Source organism: Caproiciproducens galactitolivorans (assembly GCF_004768785.1).
GTDB lineage: Bacteria > Bacillota > Clostridia > Oscillospirales > Acutalibacteraceae > Caproiciproducens > Caproiciproducens galactitolivorans.
On sequence record NZ_SRMQ01000002.1, the window covers coordinates 297,799 to 317,476 of the forward strand.

The 19,678-nt window shown below is 46.0% G+C and carries 20 protein-coding genes and 1 tRNA gene; 19 read left to right on the forward strand and 2 right to left on the reverse strand.

From position 1 onward, the window contains the following. Window positions 1-215: 215 nt before the first annotated feature. Complete coding sequence (ligD, locus tag CAGA_RS04040; protein ID WP_135657993.1) at window positions 216-2,654, reverse strand: DNA ligase D; 2,439 nt, start codon at window positions 2,652-2,654, stop codon at window positions 216-218. A gap of 196 nt (window positions 2,655-2,850) precedes the next feature. Between ligD and ku the strand changes: the two genes are divergently transcribed. The 14 genes from ku (at window position 2,851) to CAGA_RS04105 (ending at window position 13,620) form a co-directional block, all read left to right on the forward strand. Continuing rightward, a complete protein-coding gene (gene ku, locus CAGA_RS04045; protein WP_135657994.1) occupies window positions 2,851-3,660 on the forward strand; it encodes a non-homologous end joining protein Ku in 810 nt (269 codons plus the stop codon). 347 nt (window positions 3,661-4,007) lie between these two features. After that, window positions 4,008-4,358, forward strand: coding sequence for a hypothetical protein (locus tag CAGA_RS04050; protein WP_135657996.1), 351 nt, complete (start codon window positions 4,008-4,010; stop codon window positions 4,356-4,358). A gap of 350 nt (window positions 4,359-4,708) precedes the next feature. Next, a complete protein-coding gene (locus CAGA_RS04055; protein WP_135657998.1) occupies window positions 4,709-5,506 on the forward strand; it encodes a hypothetical protein in 798 nt (265 codons plus the stop codon). Window positions 5,507-5,633: 127 nt separating this feature from the next. Then, complete coding sequence (locus CAGA_RS04060) at window positions 5,634-6,170, forward strand: hypothetical protein (RefSeq protein WP_135658000.1); 537 nt, start codon at window positions 5,634-5,636, stop codon at window positions 6,168-6,170. Window positions 6,171-6,230: 60 nt separating this feature from the next. Next, window positions 6,231-7,175 carry a MobP3 family relaxase gene (gene mobP3 / locus CAGA_RS04065; RefSeq protein ID WP_135658002.1) on the forward strand — a complete coding sequence of 315 codons (945 nt, stop codon included), beginning with the start codon at window positions 6,231-6,233 and terminating at the stop codon, window positions 7,173-7,175. A 33-nt stretch (window positions 7,176-7,208) separates the two neighbouring features. Next, window positions 7,209-8,945: a tetratricopeptide repeat protein gene (locus CAGA_RS04070; protein ID WP_135658003.1), complete on the forward strand. Its 1,737-nt coding sequence runs from the start codon at window positions 7,209-7,211 to the stop codon at window positions 8,943-8,945. A 12-nt stretch (window positions 8,946-8,957) separates the two neighbouring features. Beyond that, on the forward strand, window positions 8,958-9,884 hold the full coding sequence (locus CAGA_RS04075) for a DUF3991 and TOPRIM domain-containing protein (protein ID WP_135658005.1): 927 nt from the start codon (window positions 8,958-8,960) through the stop codon (window positions 9,882-9,884). 29 nt (window positions 9,885-9,913) lie between these two features. Further along, on the forward strand, window positions 9,914-10,102 hold the full coding sequence (locus tag CAGA_RS04080) for a hypothetical protein (RefSeq protein ID WP_135658007.1): 189 nt from the start codon (window positions 9,914-9,916) through the stop codon (window positions 10,100-10,102). Window positions 10,103-10,161: 59 nt separating this feature from the next. Continuing rightward, entirely contained in the window at window positions 10,162-10,671 is a 510-nt protein-coding gene (locus tag CAGA_RS12900) for a type IV secretory system conjugative DNA transfer family protein (protein ID WP_413814392.1), read from the forward strand. A gap of 41 nt (window positions 10,672-10,712) precedes the next feature. Beyond that, window positions 10,713-11,333 (forward strand): type IV secretory system conjugative DNA transfer family protein, encoded by a 621-nt coding sequence (locus CAGA_RS12905; RefSeq protein WP_279221989.1) that lies wholly within the window; start codon window positions 10,713-10,715, stop codon window positions 11,331-11,333. Continuing rightward, a complete protein-coding gene (locus CAGA_RS12595) occupies window positions 11,320-11,568 on the forward strand; it encodes a hypothetical protein (protein WP_167875150.1) in 249 nt (82 codons plus the stop codon). The genes CAGA_RS12905 and CAGA_RS12595 overlap by 14 nt, the downstream gene beginning before the upstream one ends. Before the next feature lie 67 nt (window positions 11,569-11,635). After that, window positions 11,636-12,559 carry a helix-turn-helix domain-containing protein gene (locus CAGA_RS04095; RefSeq protein WP_135658013.1) on the forward strand — a complete coding sequence of 308 codons (924 nt, stop codon included), beginning with the start codon at window positions 11,636-11,638 and terminating at the stop codon, window positions 12,557-12,559. 72 nt (window positions 12,560-12,631) lie between these two features. Next, window positions 12,632-12,964 carry an AbrB/MazE/SpoVT family DNA-binding domain-containing protein gene (locus tag CAGA_RS04100; RefSeq protein ID WP_135658015.1) on the forward strand — a complete coding sequence of 111 codons (333 nt, stop codon included), beginning with the start codon at window positions 12,632-12,634 and terminating at the stop codon, window positions 12,962-12,964. Further along, window positions 12,961-13,620: a hypothetical protein gene (locus CAGA_RS04105; RefSeq protein WP_135658017.1), complete on the forward strand. Its 660-nt coding sequence runs from the start codon at window positions 12,961-12,963 to the stop codon at window positions 13,618-13,620. Before CAGA_RS04100 ends, CAGA_RS04105 begins: the two co-directional genes overlap by 4 nt. 1,066 nt (window positions 13,621-14,686) lie before the next feature. Here the strand turns inward: CAGA_RS04105 and CAGA_RS04110 are convergent. Next, window positions 14,687-14,762 (reverse strand) — tRNA-Val (locus CAGA_RS04110). A gap of 158 nt (window positions 14,763-14,920) precedes the next feature. Between CAGA_RS04110 and CAGA_RS04115 the strand changes: the two genes are divergently transcribed. From CAGA_RS04115 to CAGA_RS04135, 5 genes are all read left to right on the forward strand, one after another. Further along, window positions 14,921-15,796, forward strand: a complete 876-nt coding sequence (locus CAGA_RS04115; RefSeq protein ID WP_135658019.1) for a patatin-like phospholipase family protein — start codon at window positions 14,921-14,923, stop codon at window positions 15,794-15,796. A gap of 86 nt (window positions 15,797-15,882) precedes the next feature. Then, window positions 15,883-16,761, forward strand: a complete 879-nt coding sequence (locus CAGA_RS04120; RefSeq protein ID WP_135658021.1) for a metal ABC transporter substrate-binding protein — start codon at window positions 15,883-15,885, stop codon at window positions 16,759-16,761. Window positions 16,762-16,771: 10 nt separating this feature from the next. After that, window positions 16,772-17,515, forward strand: a complete 744-nt coding sequence (locus CAGA_RS04125; protein WP_135658023.1) for a metal ABC transporter ATP-binding protein — start codon at window positions 16,772-16,774, stop codon at window positions 17,513-17,515. Next, entirely contained in the window at window positions 17,512-18,357 is an 846-nt protein-coding gene (locus CAGA_RS04130; protein ID WP_135658025.1) for a metal ABC transporter permease, read from the forward strand. The genes CAGA_RS04125 and CAGA_RS04130 overlap by 4 nt, the downstream gene beginning before the upstream one ends. 85 nt (window positions 18,358-18,442) lie before the next feature. Beyond that, entirely contained in the window at window positions 18,443-19,666 is a 1,224-nt protein-coding gene (locus CAGA_RS04135; protein WP_135658027.1) for a DUF1015 domain-containing protein, read from the forward strand. Window positions 19,667-19,678 lie beyond the last annotated feature (12 nt).

The window sequence follows — 19,678 nt, forward strand, 5'->3', positions numbered from 1 at the left end:
AGGAAGAGGTGTTTGCAACACATCTTCCTCAATCGGTATTATATTTTTCGGAAATGCGCCTGCTGCTCATCACCCGCGGCGGCTCAATACTATTCTAACGTAAATTCCAGTATAGGTCAAATTTCAATATTTTTATAAAATAATACTGGAATACAGGCCTTTTTCAAACAGGCCCGCCGTCCGGCGAGCGGTCGCGTCTTGTCTGGAGCAAACCGCTATTTTAACGCCTGCTTATTTTGGAAGAAATCCTTCCACGGGTCACTCCTGCCGATCCGCTGGAGTGCGTCCGCCATTGTAATGCCGTCCGGGGCGACGGTTTCAAGTTCATCCCAGGCGATTGGCATGGATACTTTGGCTCCCTTCCGCGCCCTTATGGAATAGGGAGCAATACTGGTAGCGCCCCTTCCGTTTCGGATCCAGTCAATAAAAATCTTGTTTTTTCGCTTGTCTTTTCGGATATTGCTGGTATAACGGCCGGGCCATTTCTGTTCCATTACTTCGGCAACGCGTTTTGCAAAATCATGGAACACGTCCCACGAAACGGTGGGTTTAAAAGGGACGACAACGTGGTACCCTTTGCCGCCGCTGGTCTTAAGATACGCGTTGATCGAAAGCTCGGCAAGAATGCTTTTCAGATCCATTACGCCTTGGCGCACCTTATCAAGCTCCATCCCCTCGTCCGGGTCAAGGTCAAAGACCATTATGTCAGGGGTTTCAAGCTTTTCCACACGGCTGCCCCATGTGTGAAATTCCAGCGTGCCCATCTGCGCTTCCGCTATCAACCCGGCCGCGTCCTCAATATAAAAGTAATTTTCCATTTCCCCGTCGTTCGCGGGGATCGAAACGGAGACGATTCCTTGATTGTCCGTACCCGGGTGTTTTTTAAAGAAGCAGGTCTGGGATATTCCTTTCGGACAGCGCACGATGCTTAAAATCCGGTGGGATACATAGGGCAGCATATGCGCCGCAACCTTTTCGTAATATCGGATTACGTCCGCCTTGGTTATTTCAGGGTCGTCGAACATGACTTTATCCGGATGGGTAATTTTAATCCCCTGTATGATTAGTTCATTGCCGCTTTCTTGCATTGTTTTTTTATTGTCCACAGCGGATGCCTGACGCTGTACTTCCTCATCCGCTTTTTCCTTTCTCACCTTCTTCGGATCCTTATCCGTTCGCAGACCTTTAAAACTTGCTTGCCGCAGCAGATTCTCTTGCGTCCATTGCGCAAACTTGATTTCCGCCACCAATTGGGGATCGAGCCATGTGATTCTTTCGTTGTTTTTCGCCTGCGGCGCGTGTTTGAAAGGGGAAGCATCCCTTTTCAGATCTTTAAAATGCTTTTCAAGCTCGGTTACGCTGCGGGCGCTCAGGCCGGTTCCGGCACGCCCGGCATAGACAAGTTCTTCCCCCTCGTACACGCCAAGCAGGAGCGAACTGATCCCGCTTGTTTTTTTATCGGATAGCGTATATCCCCCAATGACAAATTCCTGCCTTTTATCACACTTCAGTTTGATCCAATCCCCGTTTCTTGTCCCGCTGTACACGGAGTCGGCTTTTTTGCCGACAATCCCTTCCAGATCCGCCCGGCAGGCCGCAAGGAAATTCTCCTTTCCGTTTCCCCGGATATGCTGGCTGTAATGGAGTTCTTTTGGGCTATTTTCCATAAGGACTTCCAGCGTTTCTTTCCGGTCGATCAGGCGGCATCCTCGAAGGTCTTCTCCGTCCAGAGCCAGAAGGTCGAAGATGATATAGGTGAGGTTTTTGCCCATCGGCTGCCGCATATAATTTTGAAGAGCCTGGAAATCCGTCTTTCCTTGGGTGTCTGTGATGGCCATCTCTCCATCAAGGACCATCGCCCTTCCCGCAGCCCAATCAAGGAGGGAAGAAGCAATGCCCGGAAACCGATCCGTATAATTTTGGCCGTTTCTGGTCATAAGCCGGACGCGGTTGCCCTCCAGAAACGCCAAAATCCGGTAACCGTCATATTTCACCTCATAGAGCCATTCGTCGCCTTCGGGGGCTGTGTCCACCAGTTGGGCAAGCTGTACATCGGTTTGGGTGAACGGGTTCCGCGTAAATTTCTGCTCCGTTCCCGCTTCAATTTCTTTCATGGTACGTCCGGTTCTGACGCTGGTGGTGAATTCGGAAATCCCGTCGGAGACCCTGGCATACTCGTCCTTTTCCTTTAGCAGGAGCCAGTTCTTTTCCGCTTCCCCCGCTTTTGCTTTCATTCGGATCAATGCCCATTTTCCCTTAAGCCTTCTTCCTTTCAGAACGAATTTAAGCGAACCTGTACGCAGCCCTTCGGCCACGTCCGACAGGGGTTCCCAGATTCCTTCATCCCAAAGCATGACAGCGCCGCCGCCGTATTCGCCCTTGGGAATCAGCCCTTCAAAGTTCCGGTATTCCAAGGGGTGGTCCTCCACTTGTACGGCAAGCCTCTTGTCACGGATATTATAGGAAGGCCCCTTCGGTACCGCCCAGCTTAAAAGTACGCCGTCCCATTCCAGGCGGAAATCGAAATGGTCCCGGCGGGCTATATGATGTTGAACAACAAACTTCAACTGTTCTTCCGGCGTTTCCGATATGCTCTCCGGTTCACGGGTCTTTTCAAAATTCCTCTTTCGGTTGTATTCTTCAAGCTTGGCCATTCATACTCACCTTTTTGATAACATACCACTTCTATTAGACTAAACCTGAAAATTGAGGGCTTTTTGCGGGAAATTGTAAGCTTTATTATCCGCTGCTTCCTTGCGGTTTATTCTTATTTGATGAAATGCGGAACGTCTCCAAATTTATTTGTATTTGGCGGTGCGTTGGTTAAACTAAACCATGGAGGTGGCGTTTATGCCGGCAGCACATCATACGGTAATTTCATTCGGGCTTGTATCCATCCCTGTGTCGATGTACACAGCTACCCAGGATAACGATATCCATTTTAATCAACTGCACAAGGAGGATCAGAGCCGTGTGCGGTATAAAAAAACGTGTGCCCATTGCGGGAAGGAGCTGAAAAGCGAGGACATCATTAAAGGCTATGAATATGATAAGGATCGCTATGTGGTCGTTTCAGACGAGGAAATCGAAAAAATTAAGACGGAAAAGGAAAAATCGATTCAGATCCTGCACTTCGCGCAATTGAATCAGATATCCCCGGTTTATTACGATAAAACATATCAGGCGGTCCCGGAAAAGGGAGGGGAAAAGGCTTTCGAGCTTCTGCGGTCCGCGCTGATGCGGGAGCAGAAGATAGCTATCGGGAAGACCGTCCTGGGGACAAAAGATACGCTGATGGCGATTATCCCGCGTGAAAACGGGGTGCTGATATCAACCATGTTTTATCAGGATGACATTAAGGAGTTGCAAAAATCTTATGATATTCCGAAGCCGACCGAGCAGGAGCTGAAAATGGCCCAGCTGTTGATTAACTCGATGGATACGCCGTTCGATCCGTCCCAGTATAAGGATGAGTATCAGGAAAGGCTCAGGGAGCTTATTGAAACAAAAATTGCTGGGAAGGAAGTTGTCGCCGCCAGTCCGGAAAAAACGGACGGGAAAGTGATAGACCTTATGGATGCGCTGAAGGCCAGCATAGAAAAGCAGAACGAGGGAAAAACGCCTCCGGCGAAAAAGAAGAATAAAAAGCAGGGAGCGTAGGATGAAATTGCCGTTTTATTGTGCTCATTAGATTCATACCTTTTCTTTGCTGAAGGACCAAAATAAGGGCAAAAGCTTTCGCTTCTGCCCTTTTATTATAGGATAGCGCTACGAATCATTGGTGGCAAAATTTTTTATTTGGTGGCAAAACAGGAATAAAAATATTGAAATTGTGTTTATAAAGGCGCTAAAGCACTTACTGTTTTATTACCACCAGTTTTGCCACCAACATTTGGGAGGAAAATCATGCCTGACTTTATAAATACAGAGATTGTAAAAGACAGTTCAATTGATTCAGATAAGAAGTTTAAATGCACAGTCTATCTAAAAAGAGGATGCTACGCAAAGTGGATAGCCTTATTAATCTTGCTGGCTGCACTTCGAGAAATGATGCAATCGAAAAAGCTGTTGATTTTTATTTTGGATACATTACTTCTCAACTAAATCAAGATTATTTATGCGGCGCTTTTGGTTCAAAGATGGAAGGACTGGTTAATAACCTAGCTACGCGAATTTCAAAAGGTAACTTTCGCACAGCCGTTGAAATGAATATGCATACTCGTATGCTGGCTGCTACTTTTCATATCGACAAGTGCGGATACGAAAAACTGCGTGTAAAATCTATTCATGATGTAAAAACGACAAACGGATCCATTGATATTCTGGAAGCGGTTAATGAATCAGAAAGTGAAATATAGGGTCTTTAGATAATTAGCATATTGACATTGGGAAAAAATGGAATTATAATTAAGGTGAAATTAATTCTATATTATAATTAAAGGGTGAGTCCATTGAACTAATTGCAAAATCAGGTTTGTTCCGTTTCGGTCGTCTACATATAATTATTAAAAAACTAAAGGAGTGTGTAAAATGAAGAATTACTATTAAAAAGGCTATCAGTTTAGTTCTTGTGCTTGCAATGTCCACTACCATTTCTATGCCCGGGCTTGCCGCGACTACACATAATCCTGAAAGCATTATCATTAAACAGAGTGACGGTAATTATAAGGTAAATAACCTTGGGACTTCGGCAGGAGTCAAGGTAACAATGAGCAAGGATGGCATTTATCAAGATGAGAATGGAAATCTGTTCTCTAAAGTGAAAGATGATTTATTTATTCCTGTGAAAAAGGTAGCTATTCCGCTGGAAAATATCCAAGCCACTAATGGTGTGATTAAGGAACAAAACATTCAAAAGGAAACTGCTAATTATATTCTTGATGTTATAGCTAATGCTAAGAAAAATCATAATCATATAGACAGTATTCAAGTATATTTGCCACAAGCAACAAATTCCAGGAGGACTTATAAGGGATATGGAAATAAAACGTATTTTGAAGAAACAGTTGCAACCAATTATCATAGCGAACCAGCAGATGTTAATCAATCCCCTTGGGGTACTTATAAGAATAGTGTCATTAAAGGAATCGTAGAATATCTTATAGGTGAAGCAGTTGATAAAGTGACGTATAATTCATATTCTATAGCGAGTATTTTTGCTTCAGCTGTACCTAGTTCAGTACCAGGCACTACTGAAGTAACTCATTATGCTCAACTGTTTGAATCAAAGACTACAAAACACACTTATGTTGTGGAGGATGGTCAATACCTTTTTGGGTCATTGACAGAAAAAGCTTCGGGAAAGTTCGAAAACTTTATTTCAATCCCGGGTGTGTCCGGTGGAAACAAACGAGGATCGGACTCTAAAATTTCAAATATTCAAACCCAAAACTATTCATCTGCCGATAAAAGAGCCTATTATGGCTATGTAAGCGGTGGTTGGGTTGAAAGAATTGAATCTTACCAGTATGGTCAAGCGACTTTTAACTCTGCATATTCCTCCTGATATCACCAAGCGACAATTTTAATTAACTCAGTGGCTTCCTAAGTTATACATGAGCGCCGTTATAGTAATATGGCGCTCTCTTAGCTTTTCAATGCTGATGGCCAACTTAAGAGGGGATGATCACCAATTGAGAATAAAACGAAAAAAAATAATTATATTATGTATTTCATTGATTTTGGCTATAGTCACAGCAGCATGGGCGTGGTTTACAGAACCAGTAACAGTGGACAGAGCAATGCAGGACAGGAAAGTAACAAATGCCGTAATTTCATACAAAACTATTACAAAAGATGGAATTGCTGCAACGACTATTCAAACACAGAATGTAACCGAAATAAAAAAAGTGATTAATTTAATGAATCAATATCCATACAGCAGAAGACTTTTCGCTACTTCGCCATCAAATTCTTCCCATTATTCAGACACACATATGATATGGATTTCATTGGGGTATAAAAACGGGAACGGCAAGCCCGGAATATATAACTATCTTATATATGAGTATGGATACATGCAAACATCAGATTCTGGAGAACATCTTCACCCTAGTGGAATCGGACGATTTGGAACCGAAAAGACGAAAGCGTTTTATAGTAAAATCACCGATTTGTTTCATCAGCTTGAGGGTAATTCAACCTGGGAAAGAACAATTGATGCATCATAAATAGTAGAAGTTGTCTCTTGTACGAACTTTTTCAATTGGTTCACTTGAAGTTAAGACAGAATGAGCAAGAAACTTGTTGAAAATAAGCAAAAGAGTAAATATGATTCCGAGCACAAATGGATTCCATTTGTGCTCTATTTTATAGTTAGGAGGAATCAAATTGCCTGGCGCAAGAATTGTACTAAATTCCCGGTATTTCCATATTGCCAAAGTGGGAGAAAAGGCAGACGGAAAACATGTCATGACAAAGGACGCAGCGATGGGCCTGGTCAATTATGTTGGCACGCGGGAAAGCGTGGTGCTGAAGCAAACCCAACCATCGGCAACGCGACGGAACTAATCTCCCACGCTGCAGAGTTTGGACTGGGGTTTGCAGTTGACTTAGGTAAGGCAAAAAACTTAGTAGAGTATGTTGGAAAGTGTCCAGGAGTTGACCGTGTTGGAGAACATGGTCTTTTTTCTTCTGCTCCGGAAGTGGATATTAAAAAGGCTCAAGAAGAAATTGCGAACTGTAAGGGTAACATTTGGACGCATGTCATTTCGCTACGTCGGGAGGATGCAGATGCACTTGGGTATGATACTCAGAAGCCGTGGCGCGATCTCATAATGCAAAAGATTGACATCATCGCAAAGGCTTCCAACATTCCGGTATCGGAACTGTACTGGTACGCCGGGATGCACAACACTACACACCATCCCCACATTCATCTGCTTGTATTTTCAGACAATCCCAAATCCGGGAAACTTACCCGGGAGGGAATCAATCAAATGAAATCCGAATTTTCCGAAGTGATCTTCGCGGATGAGCGCCATCACATCTATGAACATAAAGATGAAATGCGCGAGGGAATTAAAAAACAAGTGGATGAAATTCTTTCCGAGATTACGCGAAATGCCGAAAGGCAGTTTAGTGACAAAGAAATGGACACGCTCTGTAATAAGCTGTTGCAGTTGGGGAATGTTCTGAAGAACCGCCCTGGGAAACTACAATACGGCTGGATCTAAGATTTTCAGCTCCGCCGCCAGATTAATGACATCATGGCTGATTTAGGAAAGACACCGGCGATTCAAGAACTTTACCGTCTTTACTGCGAGGACCACAAAGAGCTGCAGGGAATGTATCGAAATAATCCAAAGGATATTGGTCCTCTTGAAAGACAATCCGAATTTCAGGTTATTCGAAACAAGATTATTCGTGAAGCTGTGAACTTGGCCCGAGCGCACGAATCGTCCCTTTCTTCCCCGCTTTCTTACGAATCTCTCTGTGCCCCCCTGCCATCTGAAAAACTGGATTGTTTGCCGGCGGATTATGAACAGTCAGCAAACTGGGATGTCCAGGACGACTTTGAACCGGTAGAACAATGCAGCTCTGCCGAGCAACGATTCCGCGATTGTTGGAACAAAGTAGTGAATGGTGCAGCAAAATCCGGATATGAACTGGCGAAAGCCCGGTATGAGCTGGCCCGGATGTATTTTTATGGAAAAGGCGTAGAACAGGACTATGGACAGGCCATGATGTGGTACGGCCTTGCTGCCGAAAGCGGTCATTCCTTTGCTAAATATGAGCTTGGGAAAATGTATCTTTACGGAATCGGTATTGAAAAAGACCCAGAACTGGGAAAGGAATACTGCCTGGAAGCATACTGGGATTTTCGGCGCTCCGTGGAAAAGGCATACGGGCTGGATATTGGACAATACGTGGAAGATGGAACAGTGTTTGAGGAAGGTTACTCCGGTTGTAAGGACGTAGCCTACCTTCTGTATTGTTTGGGTCGGATGGAACACTCCGGGGAGGGTATCGACCAGAATTACGAGAAGGCATTCCGGTGGTACCGGTTGGCAGCACAGGGTAGTCATATCCATTCCAATTACTGTATGGCACAAATGTATTACGGTGGTGAGGGCGTTCCACAGGATTACTCTGAAGCGCTGCACTGCTACAAAGCAGCCGCAGAAGGTAAAGACCGGTACGCCTATTATGCGCTCGGAAGAATGTTTGACACCGGCACCGGCGTGGAACAGAACCGCTCTGCAGCTGCAAGCTGGTTTACATTGGCGTCAAAAGAAAATGTTTCCTATGCCGATTACCGTTTGGCGCAGATGTGTGCAGCCGGACAGGGCATGGAACGAGATACGGAGTTATCCGGTATTCTCTACCGCAAAGCACTGGAAGAATTTTTAGAGCAGGAGAAGCGGCAGCCGAATGCCGCTGATGAATTACGAATTGCTGGGATGTATCTGCATGGGTTAGGTGTAGATGTTAATCCCAAGGAAGCGGCGAAATGGCTGGAGCTGTGCGCGGAAAAGGAAGACCCGCACGCACAGTATCAGCTTGCGCGGATGTTGCAAACCGGCGATGGCGTCATGAAGAATGAAAACCGAGCCGGTGAATTTTACACGAAGGCTTTTCAAGCCTTTGTAAAACTTAATCACGAAGAACCGGATGACGCGTTACAGTATAAAATCGGAATCATGCTGGAATTCGGGCTGGGTGTAAAACGCGACGTTACCGCAGCCAAAGAGTGGTATCGAATGGCTGCGGATTCAGGAAATGAATCCGCAGCGGAGCGGTTGAATCAGATCCATGCCATGGAAACCGGCATGGCGGTCAACTCTGTGCTGAGTCTGTTTCGGGCACTCAGCCAAAGCATGGGTGACAGCATTAAAGACAGCACAACACACAAGTATCGGCAGGACCGCAAGCTGCTGCAAAAACAGCGTGAGCGGAAGATAGAACATGGACACAAATACGATGACCAGGAGCAGGCTATGTAGAGGAGGATTGAAATGTCAAAGTATGTGGAGTTTACCCAGGAGGAAATTGACCGCGCTGCCCACACGGATATCAAGTCATTTCTGGAAGCAAAGGGCGAAAAGGTTCTGCGGAGCGGAAGTGAGTGGATGTGGGCCGCAAATCCAAGTGTGAAGATTCGCGGCCATGTTTTTTGTGAACACGCCACCGGTGAAGGCGGAACCGCCATTGATTTTCTCTGTGCCTTCTACAACTGCCGGTTTCCGGACGCGGTCCTAACCCTGCTGGGGGAAGATTATAACGGAGTAAGGTTACGCCGAAACACGGCTCCGCCACCGGAGCGGAAACCGTTCAAACTGCCGCAGGAAAGCCGGAATATGAAACGGCTCTATGCGTATCTGATGCAGGAACGAAAAATCGACCCAGATATCATTTCCTTCTTTGTCCACCAGCGAAGCCTGTATGAAAGCAGTAATACTCACAATGCCGTATTCGTCGGGTATGACAGGATGGGAAAGGCCCGGTCGGCACACGAAAAGGGGACACTTTCTGACCGACCGTATCGGCGTGACGTACCAGGTTCATCGAATGACTATTTTTTCAACTATTCCGGCGGTTCGGAATGGCTGTTCGTTTTTGAAGCGCCGATTGATCTGATGTCTTTTATCTGTCTGCATAAGGATAAGAACTGGAAAAAACACAACTACCTAGCTTTAGGCGGGCTGAGCGACCGTGCTCTGGCCCGCTTTTTGTCTGAATATTCTAATATCCGAAAGATTGTATTCTGTTTGGACAACGACGCAAACGCGAAAAACAAGGACGGTTCTCCTGCCCCAAATCACGGACAGGTGGCTGCAAGGCAATTTTGTCATGATTATGGACAAAAAAGATATGACACCTGCGTAATGGTTCCAGATCTGAAAGATTGGAATGAAGTCCAGAAAAGCAGGAGTCAACAGTGAGATATGAATCAAATCGAGGAGGAATCGATATGCCAAGAAACATCGCTTTCATTATTTCCATGGTGGCGGTAATTTTTATCGTTATTATTATGATTTTGCAAGCGAAACAAGGTTCACTAAATATCAAATCTAAGACCGTTGGCGACGGCCAGTATGGTGACGCGCGTCTAGCGACACAGAAAGAATTGGAACCAGAAAACATACCAGTGCAAGAATAGATACATCGGACAGCAACACCATTCTTATCAGTCCGCCGGGCGCAGGAAAAACAACCTGCATCCTTTATCCAAATTTGGAGTTGGCTTGTGCTTCCGGGATGAGTTTTTTGGTAACGGATACGAAAGGGGACGCTTTTCGCGATTACGCCGGAATCGCTCAGAAATATTATCACTATCGCCCCTATGTCATTGATCTGCGAAATCCAACCCGCAGCAACGGCTTTAATCTGCTGCATTTAGTCAACAAGTACATGGACAAATACAAAGCATCTGGCTCTTTAAAAGACAAGGCGCGCGCGGAGCGCTATGCGAAGATTACCGCGCACACCATTGTACATATGGACGGGTTCGACGGCGGCGGACAGAATGCCTTTTTCTACGAAGCCGCCGAAGGGCTGATTGCGTCCACCATACTGCTCGTTTCCGAATTTTGTGCAAAAGGCGAGCGCCATATTGTCAGCGTATTCAAAATCATTCAGGAGTTGCTGCAGACGAAGGCAGTAAAGTCAAAGGCAGATAAAAGTGTTAAGCCCAAGAATGAGTATCAAAAACTCATGGAGCTGCTCTGAACACCGCGGAATCCAGTATGCATAGTGTCATGAGTACGGCAATGAGTCGGTTGCTTTCCTTCATTGACAGCGAATTAGAGCAAATCCTTTGCTTTGATTCCTATGTGGATGCAGAGCAGTTCTGCAACGATAAAGTGGCTGTTTTCATTGTATTTCCGGAAGAAGACCCCACGAAGTTTTTTCTCGTCAATTTGTTTGTTTCTGAACTTTACAACGAATGTCTGACCATCGCGAACCAGAATGGAAAAAATAAATTGGACCGGCGTATCCTTTTTTATCTGGACGAAATTGGGACCATGCCGAAATTTGATAATCTGGATCAGATGTTTATGGCCGGGCGGTCCAGAAACATCCTTTTCTTTCCTATGCTGCAATCGGTCGCGCAGTTTGATAAAAAATACGGCCGCGATGGAACAAACATCATTTTGGAAGCCTGCCAGAATGCCTTAGTTGGCGGACAGGCTCCACTATCAAAAAGTGCAAGCGATTTTTCCGATATGCTGGGAAAGATGACGGTTCAGGCGGGAGGCGTTTCCTACAACGGAAACGGGCTGCTTCAGACAAGTTCATCCCAAAATTATCATATGGTATCAAAACCATTGATTAGCGCAAACAAACTTAAAACACTGCCTAAAAATCAATGGATATTTGAAAACACATAACCACCCGTTTATAACGACTCTAAAGCGCTATAACGAATGGGGAATTGAACTAAACTGTCCCTATGAAATGCCGGAATTCGCGGCACGCCCTGTGCGCTACGCCAGCAAAGATGAACTATGGGCCGCAGTACTTGCCCAATATCCGCAGAAACGAGAACCGGAACCGGAAGAAATTCCACTTCCAGAGGAACCTCCCGTTGTGCGGAAGACGCACATTTCGGATGAATTGATATAACCTGAATTGATAAAAGAGGGAACCGACTGAACCGGTTCCCTCTAATTTTATATAAGGAGAATATGCCGTGGAAAACTTTTACCTGTGCAACAGTGCCGCCCTGCAGGCCAACCTCTCAAAATCAGCGTTTAAGGTTTACTCTTTTCTTGCCATGAGTGCACACAATCGCACCCGTTCCAGCTTCTACAAACGGAGCAGCATCGCGATGCATTGCCATATGAGCGTATCAACGGTGAACCGTGCGGTTCGGGAACTGTGTGGGAAAGGATTGTTGGAAGTGAAACGCAGATTTTTAGAAAAAGGTCAGCAGACTTCCAATGACTATATTCTGATCGACAATCCCCAGCTCACAACAAACGATATTGTGGCTTCTCAGGCCAATCAAACGCAGCCTAAATTTAACTGCGATAATTACACAAAAAAGGCTCAGAACGGCGTTCAGACAAAACTTTGCCTATTCAAATGTAGCCCTGCCGGATTTCAGGTAAAGCTATCGCCATCTGAAATGAAAGTGTATTCCTGTCTGTTTTTTCATGCCGGCCGGTCCGGTCAATGCAAACCATCGAAGAAACGGATCGCCTCCGACTGCAGTATGAGTGTGGACACGGTTACCAGGGCTATTCGGAAACTGAAAAGCGCAGGCTTAATATCCATTGTCCCGCAGACGCGGATGGAACGTTATGGAAACAATGGAACCAGTGTAAATCTGTACATACTGAATGCTTCAACGGATCGGAAAAAACATTCCAGAAAGCATTTCCCAAGCCTTTGGAAAGTGCTGTTTTATCTTTTTTTCATCCGTTTGACACCCTCCCCCATGTCACCGGTGACACCCCATAGAACTATATCCAGAACAAAGGTTACGTTAAAGCAGAGAAAAGAGTATTTTATCTCTCTATTAGCTAAGTGCTATACAGCGAATATTTATCCGAAATCGTCATGGAAAAACCAGTTAACCGGAAGGCAACGAAAATTCAGTGACTCCGGATAATATCACAGCTGGGCAATTCTTTTTTCCCTGCTTTAGAACATCTTTGCGAAAAATGAGATTGGAGAGGACAACATGAACGAAATTATTGGACTTCCGGTTCTTGTTTCGGAGCGGCACCGGATTGTGATCAACCGGAGCTTTCGGGATTTGCTGAATATTCCGGAAACCGGGTCCGTACAGGTTATCATTAACCGGAACCGTTTGCAGGTATTTCCAGACGTCGTTGAACTAAAGGGAGGAGTCCGAAAAGATATTAGTGCAGGCAGGTTTAATCTGCCGATGGAGTGGGTTCGGGCAAACGGCGTAGAGGTTGGTGACTACGTCTTTTTGATTGCAGCGGAGGATTGTATTCTCGTCTGTCCATCCATCAAATTTTCAACTTTTTCTCAGGAGGGCCAATTATGAATTATAGTGGGATAATTACCATGTTGATTTTACTACTCTATTTTGCTAAAATAGAATATGAAAACAAGGGCATAAAATGGGGTAATTCTTTGGATTATGCAGTACTAGGCTCCCTAATTATTGTAGCGTTAGAATTGGGTTTCGAGATCTGGAGAACCTTTAAGGATAGAAATGATTCTCAGTCAGAACACACAAGGATTCAGGATAATGACGACAAGAATAGGAATCTGCTTATTAAGGACCATGAGCGACTAAGTGATAAAATCGACGCGAGCCAAACTCTCATCAGAGAGGGACAAGGACGCATTTCGCAGACAACATCTGAAATACATGCGGCAGTTTCGTCAATTGATAAACAATTAGCTGTAGAAGAAGCCAGAAGAGAGGAACTAATAAATTCCATGACTTCCAACCAGCGTAATCTGCATGATCAAATTAACGCTATTTATGCATTAAATGAGCAATTACCTATCCTGCAACTTGAAAAGCAGCAGATTACCGAAAAATACGAAGCTCTTCTAAAAGAACATAAAGATCTAGAGCATAACTACCTCATTCTCCAAATGGAACGCGATGAGTTGCAAAAGAAATATGAGTATCTTTTACAAGGCTTCGAGCAGGAGGAAACTGAGAATTTTACACAGAAGATCGAATAAAAATAACAGAACGAAGCGGAGCAGAATTTCCTGCTCCGCCTTTTTATAGAGAGGTTTGATAATCATGAAATACATTGGCAAAATTATTAGCTACCCAACAAAGTTGTTCGTTAACAACCGCATCTACATTCCTAAAGAATATTTACACTTTTATGGAATATCGGAAATCAATGATGAGTTGTTCTTTAAAACATCAGATCGACAACTGTTTTATCAGCCATCTTATCTTTGCAGAAAAGAAGCAATCCATACAAGTCTTGCTCCATTATTGGGGGACTGGTTACTTTACCTATTTCGTGGGTTAGAGAACACCGGCTGAAACATGGGGATATCCTGTTCTTGCTGGGAACAACAGAGGGAATACTGGTTCTTACAAAATAGGAAACAACAAAAAACGTGAAGCAGTTTTGCTCTGCTCCACGTTACCTACGGGTTATTTTCTTTGTTCATGTCAGAATTAATCAGATCAACCACATATGCGTTAAGACTTTTTTCTCTTACATTTTTCGCAAATGCAGCAACCACTTCTTTCTAACCTTTTGGAAGTCGAATTAAAAGCACGCATTTCGGTTACATGTCAAGGTCTGTACCCTTATTGGCTAGTGAGGGTGCAGACTTTTGTTTTTCCACAACACTCCACAATGCGGTTTGCATTGTGTACCTCATAATCCGAATGTAACATTCGCGGCGTGAGGTTGGCGCCCTTTGAGAAATATTTCAATCAATCGGCACCAGCGATTGATGAAATCATAGTGTAACACAAAGACTTTCTTTGTCGGAGCCGGAAACTTGGATACCGCGAAGCCGGCATAACCGCGTTTGCGATCAACTGCATGCTGATATCCAACTGGCAATTGGATGTGCGATAATCCCGGCAAAGTTATAATGATACTTCTGTCCGGCCAACGTTACTGTATTGGGGGCAGCTTCCAGAGAACCCGGAAGAGGAATCTTTATTCCTATGCGATTATGCCAACAATCCTTTGTGATACATAAAAATCTATTTGATAACAAGGGCAAAAAACAACAAGGGCAAAAGCTTTCGCTTTTACCCTTGATCATAATGTGGTGGACGTTATAGAACTCGAATCTATGACCTTTCGCACGTCAAGCGAATGCTCTACCAGCTGAGCTAAACGTCCATATTTTTTAACGCTCGACTATTATAGCGCATATTCGTGGAAAAATCAAGCCTTAATTTTAAAAAATTCCGTATCCTTATCAATTTGCTTGTATTCAAAGTTCTCTTCGGCTATAATAATTTAGAATAAGAAGCTGAATAGAATGTGAGGTGCTAGCTATGTCGATCGGTTTGGTTTTGGAAGGCGGCGGTATGCGCGGGGCATATACAAGCGGCGTGTTGGAGGTTTTATTGGAAGAGAATATCGAGTTTCCAACAGTATACGGCATCTCTGCCGGTGCCTGCAATGCACTAAGCTATATATCCAAGCAGAAAAAACGGAACTTCGATATTTTTTATAACTATATTGCGGATAAGCGATACATTAGTGTGGAAAATTTAAATCAAACTGGATCGCTGTTCGGGTTTGATTTTATTTTCGGTGAGCTTTTTCACAAGCTCCTTCCATTTGATTACCAAACCTTCTTCGATTCCCCGGTTGGATTGAAGGTAGGCGCGACGGATCTGAAAACAGGTGAGGCAGTCTATTTTGACAAAGCGGATCTGGATGAGGATTTTACCGCCGTTAAGGCGTCAAGCTCACTGCCGTTTATTTCCAATATAGTTTCTTACCGCGGGTATGAACTGCTGGACGGCGGCTGTGTTGCGCCGATCCCGATTGAGCGTTCGATTTTTGACGGGAATGAGCGAAATGTGATTGTCTTGACACGTGACCGCACATATCGTAAAAGTTTGCGCCCGGAATTCCCCCGCGCGGTGCTTCGGGTAAAATACGGCGATTATCCGAATTTTGTGAATGCCATGCTTATTCGAGCGGAGGTTTACAATGACGAACTGGAAATCTGCCGCCGACAGGAGGCAGCGGGAAAAGCCGTTATCATACGGCCCAGCAGGCCGATTGAGGCCGGACGTTATGAAAAAAATCCCGAGGTTCTCAAAGCGATTTATGAGATGGGCATGAACGACTGTCGAAACAAGTTGAAAGAATTGCATGCATTTATGGACGCTGATATCGGAGAAAAAAAGGACGGTTAAAATCCGTCCTTTTTTTCTTGACAATGTGAAAAGAGCGGCTTATTATATTTTATATGCAAATGATTTGCATTTGAGGAGGCACGCAAATGAAAAAACTTACTGCCGTAGTTTTGGCGGCTGTTATTTTTTTCTGTACGGCAGGGTGCGCACACCGAACGGAGAAACCGATTCGTTTTCGGGTGGTGACCTCGTTTTATCCCCTGTATATTATGGCGCTCAATATTACCGACGGCGTTTCCGATGTACAGGTTGACAATATGGCGGGGCAGCAAGCCGGCTGCCTGCATGATTATCAGCTGCGGTCGCAGGATATGAAAAATATCGAACAGGCCGACGTGTTTGTTATTAACGGCGCGGGAATGGAAAATTTCATGGATAAGGTAACGGCCCAGCTTCCCAAGCTGCGCGTAATCGATTCCAGCAAGGGGATAACGCTGGTAAAAGACGAAAGCGGGGAGGAAAATCCGCACACCTGGGTTTCCATTACGAATGCCATCCGGCAGGTGTCCAATATTGCGGAAGGCCTTGCGGAAGCCGACCCCGCAAACACCGCTGTTTACCGGAAAAATGCGGAGGAATATGAAGCAAAGCTGAGCCTCCTGCGTAAAAAGATGCATGAGGAACTGAGCAGTATTTCGAACCGGGATATTATCACTTTTCACGAGGCGTTCCCGTATTTCGCCGAAGAGTTCGGATTGAATATTGTGAGGGTGGTCAACCGGGAACCCGACAGCCAGCCGAGCGCACGCGAACTTGCCGAGACGATCCGCCTTGTCCGTGCAAGCGGCATCAAAACGATTTTTGCGGAGCCGCAGTATCCGGAGTCAGCGGCGAATATTATCGCAAAGGAAAGCGGTGCGGCAGTTTATTCGCTTGACCCGGCGGTAACGGGTGAAAACAAGAAAGACGCTTATCTAACCGCAATGGAAAACAATCTTACGGTTCTAAAAAAGGCTTTAAAGTAGGGGGGCACACATGGAAACTTGCAGGTGCAGTACGCAAATACGCAATTTAACGGTAAAAAAACACGATGGAGTGATTCTGCATAACGTATCGCTCGATGTTCACCACGGAGAAATCCTGGCACTAATCGGTCGGAACGGCGCGGGCAAGACAACGCTTTTGAAGGCGCTTCTGGGGCGCATCCCCTACACGGGCAGCGTGGTTTTTTCGAACGCGCGGGGGGAGAAGATTGAGAAACCGCGCATCGGGTATGTGCCGCAAAACTTGGTTTTTGACCGTTCCACGCCGGTTACGGTGGGCGATCTGCTTTGCGCGAATATGGGCGGTTTCCCTGTTTGGCTGGGGCATAACAAGGAACAAATAGCACGGGCGGAACGCCTGCTCGCACAGGTTGGCGGAAGCCCTTCCCTGTTGAAAAAGCGCATCGGCAGTTTGTCCGGCGGTGAGCTGCAGCGCGTGCTGCTCGTTTTTGCGCTGGAACCGAAGCCGGATCTGCTCCTTTTGGATGAACCGGTTTCTGCGGTGGATCGAAAGGGAATCGGGGCCTTTTACGATCTTGTCACCTCGATGCGTGCGGAGCATCAAATGCCGATCATTCTCGTTTCCCATGACTTAAACCATGTGGAAAAATACGCAACCCGGGCCGCCTTGCTGGACGGTACCATTGTTGTAAGCGGAACTGTGAATGAGGTTATGAAAACTCCGGAAGTCAGGGAAGCCTTCGGACTGAAATTGACCGGAGGGGTGAGGAAATGAGTGTGATTTATTCCTTAATCGGTCTGCTTCTGCCATTTGAATGGACAGAATTTTCCTATATGAAAAACGCGCTGCTGGCGGTTCTGCTCATTACGCCGCTGTTCGGGCTGGTCGGCGTGATGATCGTGAACAACAAAATGTCATTTTTCTCCGACGCGCTTGGCCATTCGGCGCTGACGGGCATTGCAATCGGCGTTTTGATGGGCGTTGACAACTATCTTGTTTCGATGATGGGCTTTTCGCTGCTTTTTGCGCTTTGCATTTCGGCGGTTATGAAGTCCGAAACCTCCTCTGCGGACACGATTATCGGGGTGTTTTCTTCCACCGGGCTTGCCCTGGGCATTGTGCTGCTGTCGGCGTCCGGGGGGTTCGCAAAATATTCCGGCTATTTAATCGGGGATATTTTAACGGTGCAGCCGGAAGAAATCCGCATGCTTGCATTGATTCTGGCAGCCGTTGTCCTTCTTTGGGGCTTCTTTTTCAACAAGCTGATGCTGGTCAGCATGAATACCGATCTTGCCGCGAGCAAGGGAATCCGCGTCCGGCTGGTGGAAAAATTCTTTGTGATTCTGGTTGCGGTGATTGTTACCGTTTCCATTAAGTGGGTCGGCGTGCTGATTATCAATTCCCTGCTGGTGCTTCCTGCGGCCTCGGCCCGCAACCTTGCGAAAAGCATGCGTTCCTATCATTTTACCGCCATCGGGATTTCCCTGTTTTCCGGCGTGAGCGGGCTGATCATCTCCTATTACGCCGGAACTGCGGCGGGTGGGACTATTGTTCTGGTAGCCGCCGTCATCTTCTTTATTACGTATTTTTTGAACCAGGCGCGCGCAAAGTCCTGATTCGGGTTGCATGGGGATAAGGATTTGTGGTACTATTTTAACAAAGTAAATCCGTAAACTGGATAAACGGAACAGGAGATTGAATATGAAGCATCCGTATTTTAAGCCAGCGGATATCCTGCTGCCGAAGAACGTGCCGACCGAAAAATGGTGCGTGGTGGCCTGCGACCAGTACACTTCCCAGCCCGAGTACTGGCAGGAAGTGAAAAAAGCGGCGGGGGATACATCCACATATTATCTGATCTATCCGGAATGTTATCTTGAAACGACCGACACCGAAGCATATGCCGCCGGAATCAATTCCACAATGAAGCGCTATTTGAAGGAGGGCGTGTTCCGGGAGCTGAAGGACAGCTACCTTCTTGTCGAACGCACCCTGGCGGACGGCAGGGTGCGCCGCGGGGTCATAATGGCTCTGGATCTGGAACAGTACCGCTATGAAGCGGGGAGCAAAACGCCGATTCGCGCAACCGAGGGAACGGTTCTGGAACGGATCCCTCCCCGTATGGAAATCCGGCGCGGCGCTCCGCTGGAGCTTCCCCATATCATGATTTTGATTGACGACAAACAGCGCAGCGTGATCGAGTCGATCGAGCCGCAGGATTTAGCGCTGGAATACGAAGGAAAGCTGATGCAGAACAGCGGAAGCATCCGCGGTTTCCGCCTAAACAAAAGGGCGGCCGAGCGGCTGGAAAATGCGCTGGATAACCTTCCGGTCAGGGATAATCTGCTTTTCGCCGTCGGGGATGGGAACCATTCCCTGGCGACCGCGAAGGCCTGCTTTGAAGAACTGAAAAAGACGCTGGCACCAGAAGAGGCCGCGTGTCATCCCGCGCGCTGGGCGCTTGTGGAGGTCGTGAACCTTTACGACGATTCCCTTCGGTTTGAGCCGATTCACCGCGTAGTTTTCCTGACAAAGCCCGAGGAGCTTCTGCGCGAGCTTTCAGAGTATTATGAAATTTCCGAAGTTCCCTGCAAAGGACACCGAATTACTTGTATTACCGGAAAAGAGAAAAAGGATATCTGGGTGAAAAATCCGCCGTCCAATCTTGAGGTGGGTACATTGCAGAAATTCCTTGACACGCGCCTTTCATCGGTAGGTGGAAAAGTCGATTACATACACGGGGAAGATGTTGTTGAAAAGCTCTGCGCTGAAAACGCGGACGCGGTTGGCTTTCTTCTTCCCAATATGGAAAAAAGCAGTTTATTTGAAACCGTAGCCCTTGATGGCGCGCTGCCGCGCAAGACTTTCTCCATGGGTCACGCCTGTGATAAGCGGTTTTATATGGAGTGCAGAAAAATTAAATAAATCTTAAAAGCC

Excerpts from the sequence above, each read along its gene's own strand:
- CAGA_RS04055 (WP_135657998.1), top strand. The coding sequence starts at position 4,709 with ATGAGCAAGGATGGCATTTATCAAGATGAGAATGGAAATCTGTTCTCT.
- CAGA_RS04125 (WP_135658023.1), top strand. The coding sequence starts at position 16,772 with ATGGAAACTTGCAGGTGCAGTACGCAAATACGCAATTTAACGGTAAAA.
- CAGA_RS04115 (WP_135658019.1), top strand. The coding sequence starts at position 14,921 with ATGTCGATCGGTTTGGTTTTGGAAGGCGGCGGTATGCGCGGGGCATAT.
- CAGA_RS04105 (WP_135658017.1), top strand. The coding sequence starts at position 12,961 with ATGAATTATAGTGGGATAATTACCATGTTGATTTTACTACTCTATTTT.
- CAGA_RS04075 (WP_135658005.1), top strand. The coding sequence starts at position 8,958 with ATGTCAAAGTATGTGGAGTTTACCCAGGAGGAAATTGACCGCGCTGCC.
- CAGA_RS04100 (WP_135658015.1), top strand. The coding sequence starts at position 12,632 with ATGAACGAAATTATTGGACTTCCGGTTCTTGTTTCGGAGCGGCACCGG.
- CAGA_RS04135 (WP_135658027.1), top strand. The coding sequence starts at position 18,443 with ATGAAGCATCCGTATTTTAAGCCAGCGGATATCCTGCTGCCGAAGAAC.
- CAGA_RS04130 (WP_135658025.1), top strand. The coding sequence starts at position 17,512 with ATGAGTGTGATTTATTCCTTAATCGGTCTGCTTCTGCCATTTGAATGG.
- CAGA_RS12905 (WP_279221989.1), top strand. The coding sequence starts at position 10,713 with ATGAGTCGGTTGCTTTCCTTCATTGACAGCGAATTAGAGCAAATCCTT.
- ligD (WP_135657993.1), bottom strand. The coding sequence starts at position 2,654 with ATGGCCAAGCTTGAAGAATACAACCGAAAGAGGAATTTTGAAAAGACC.
- CAGA_RS04080 (WP_135658007.1), top strand. The coding sequence starts at position 9,914 with ATGCCAAGAAACATCGCTTTCATTATTTCCATGGTGGCGGTAATTTTT.
- CAGA_RS04070 (WP_135658003.1), top strand. The coding sequence starts at position 7,209 with ATGGCTGATTTAGGAAAGACACCGGCGATTCAAGAACTTTACCGTCTT.
- CAGA_RS04120 (WP_135658021.1), top strand. The coding sequence starts at position 15,883 with ATGAAAAAACTTACTGCCGTAGTTTTGGCGGCTGTTATTTTTTTCTGT.
- ku (WP_135657994.1), top strand. The coding sequence starts at position 2,851 with ATGCCGGCAGCACATCATACGGTAATTTCATTCGGGCTTGTATCCATC.
- mobP3 (WP_135658002.1), top strand. The coding sequence starts at position 6,231 with ATGAGCAAGAAACTTGTTGAAAATAAGCAAAAGAGTAAATATGATTCC.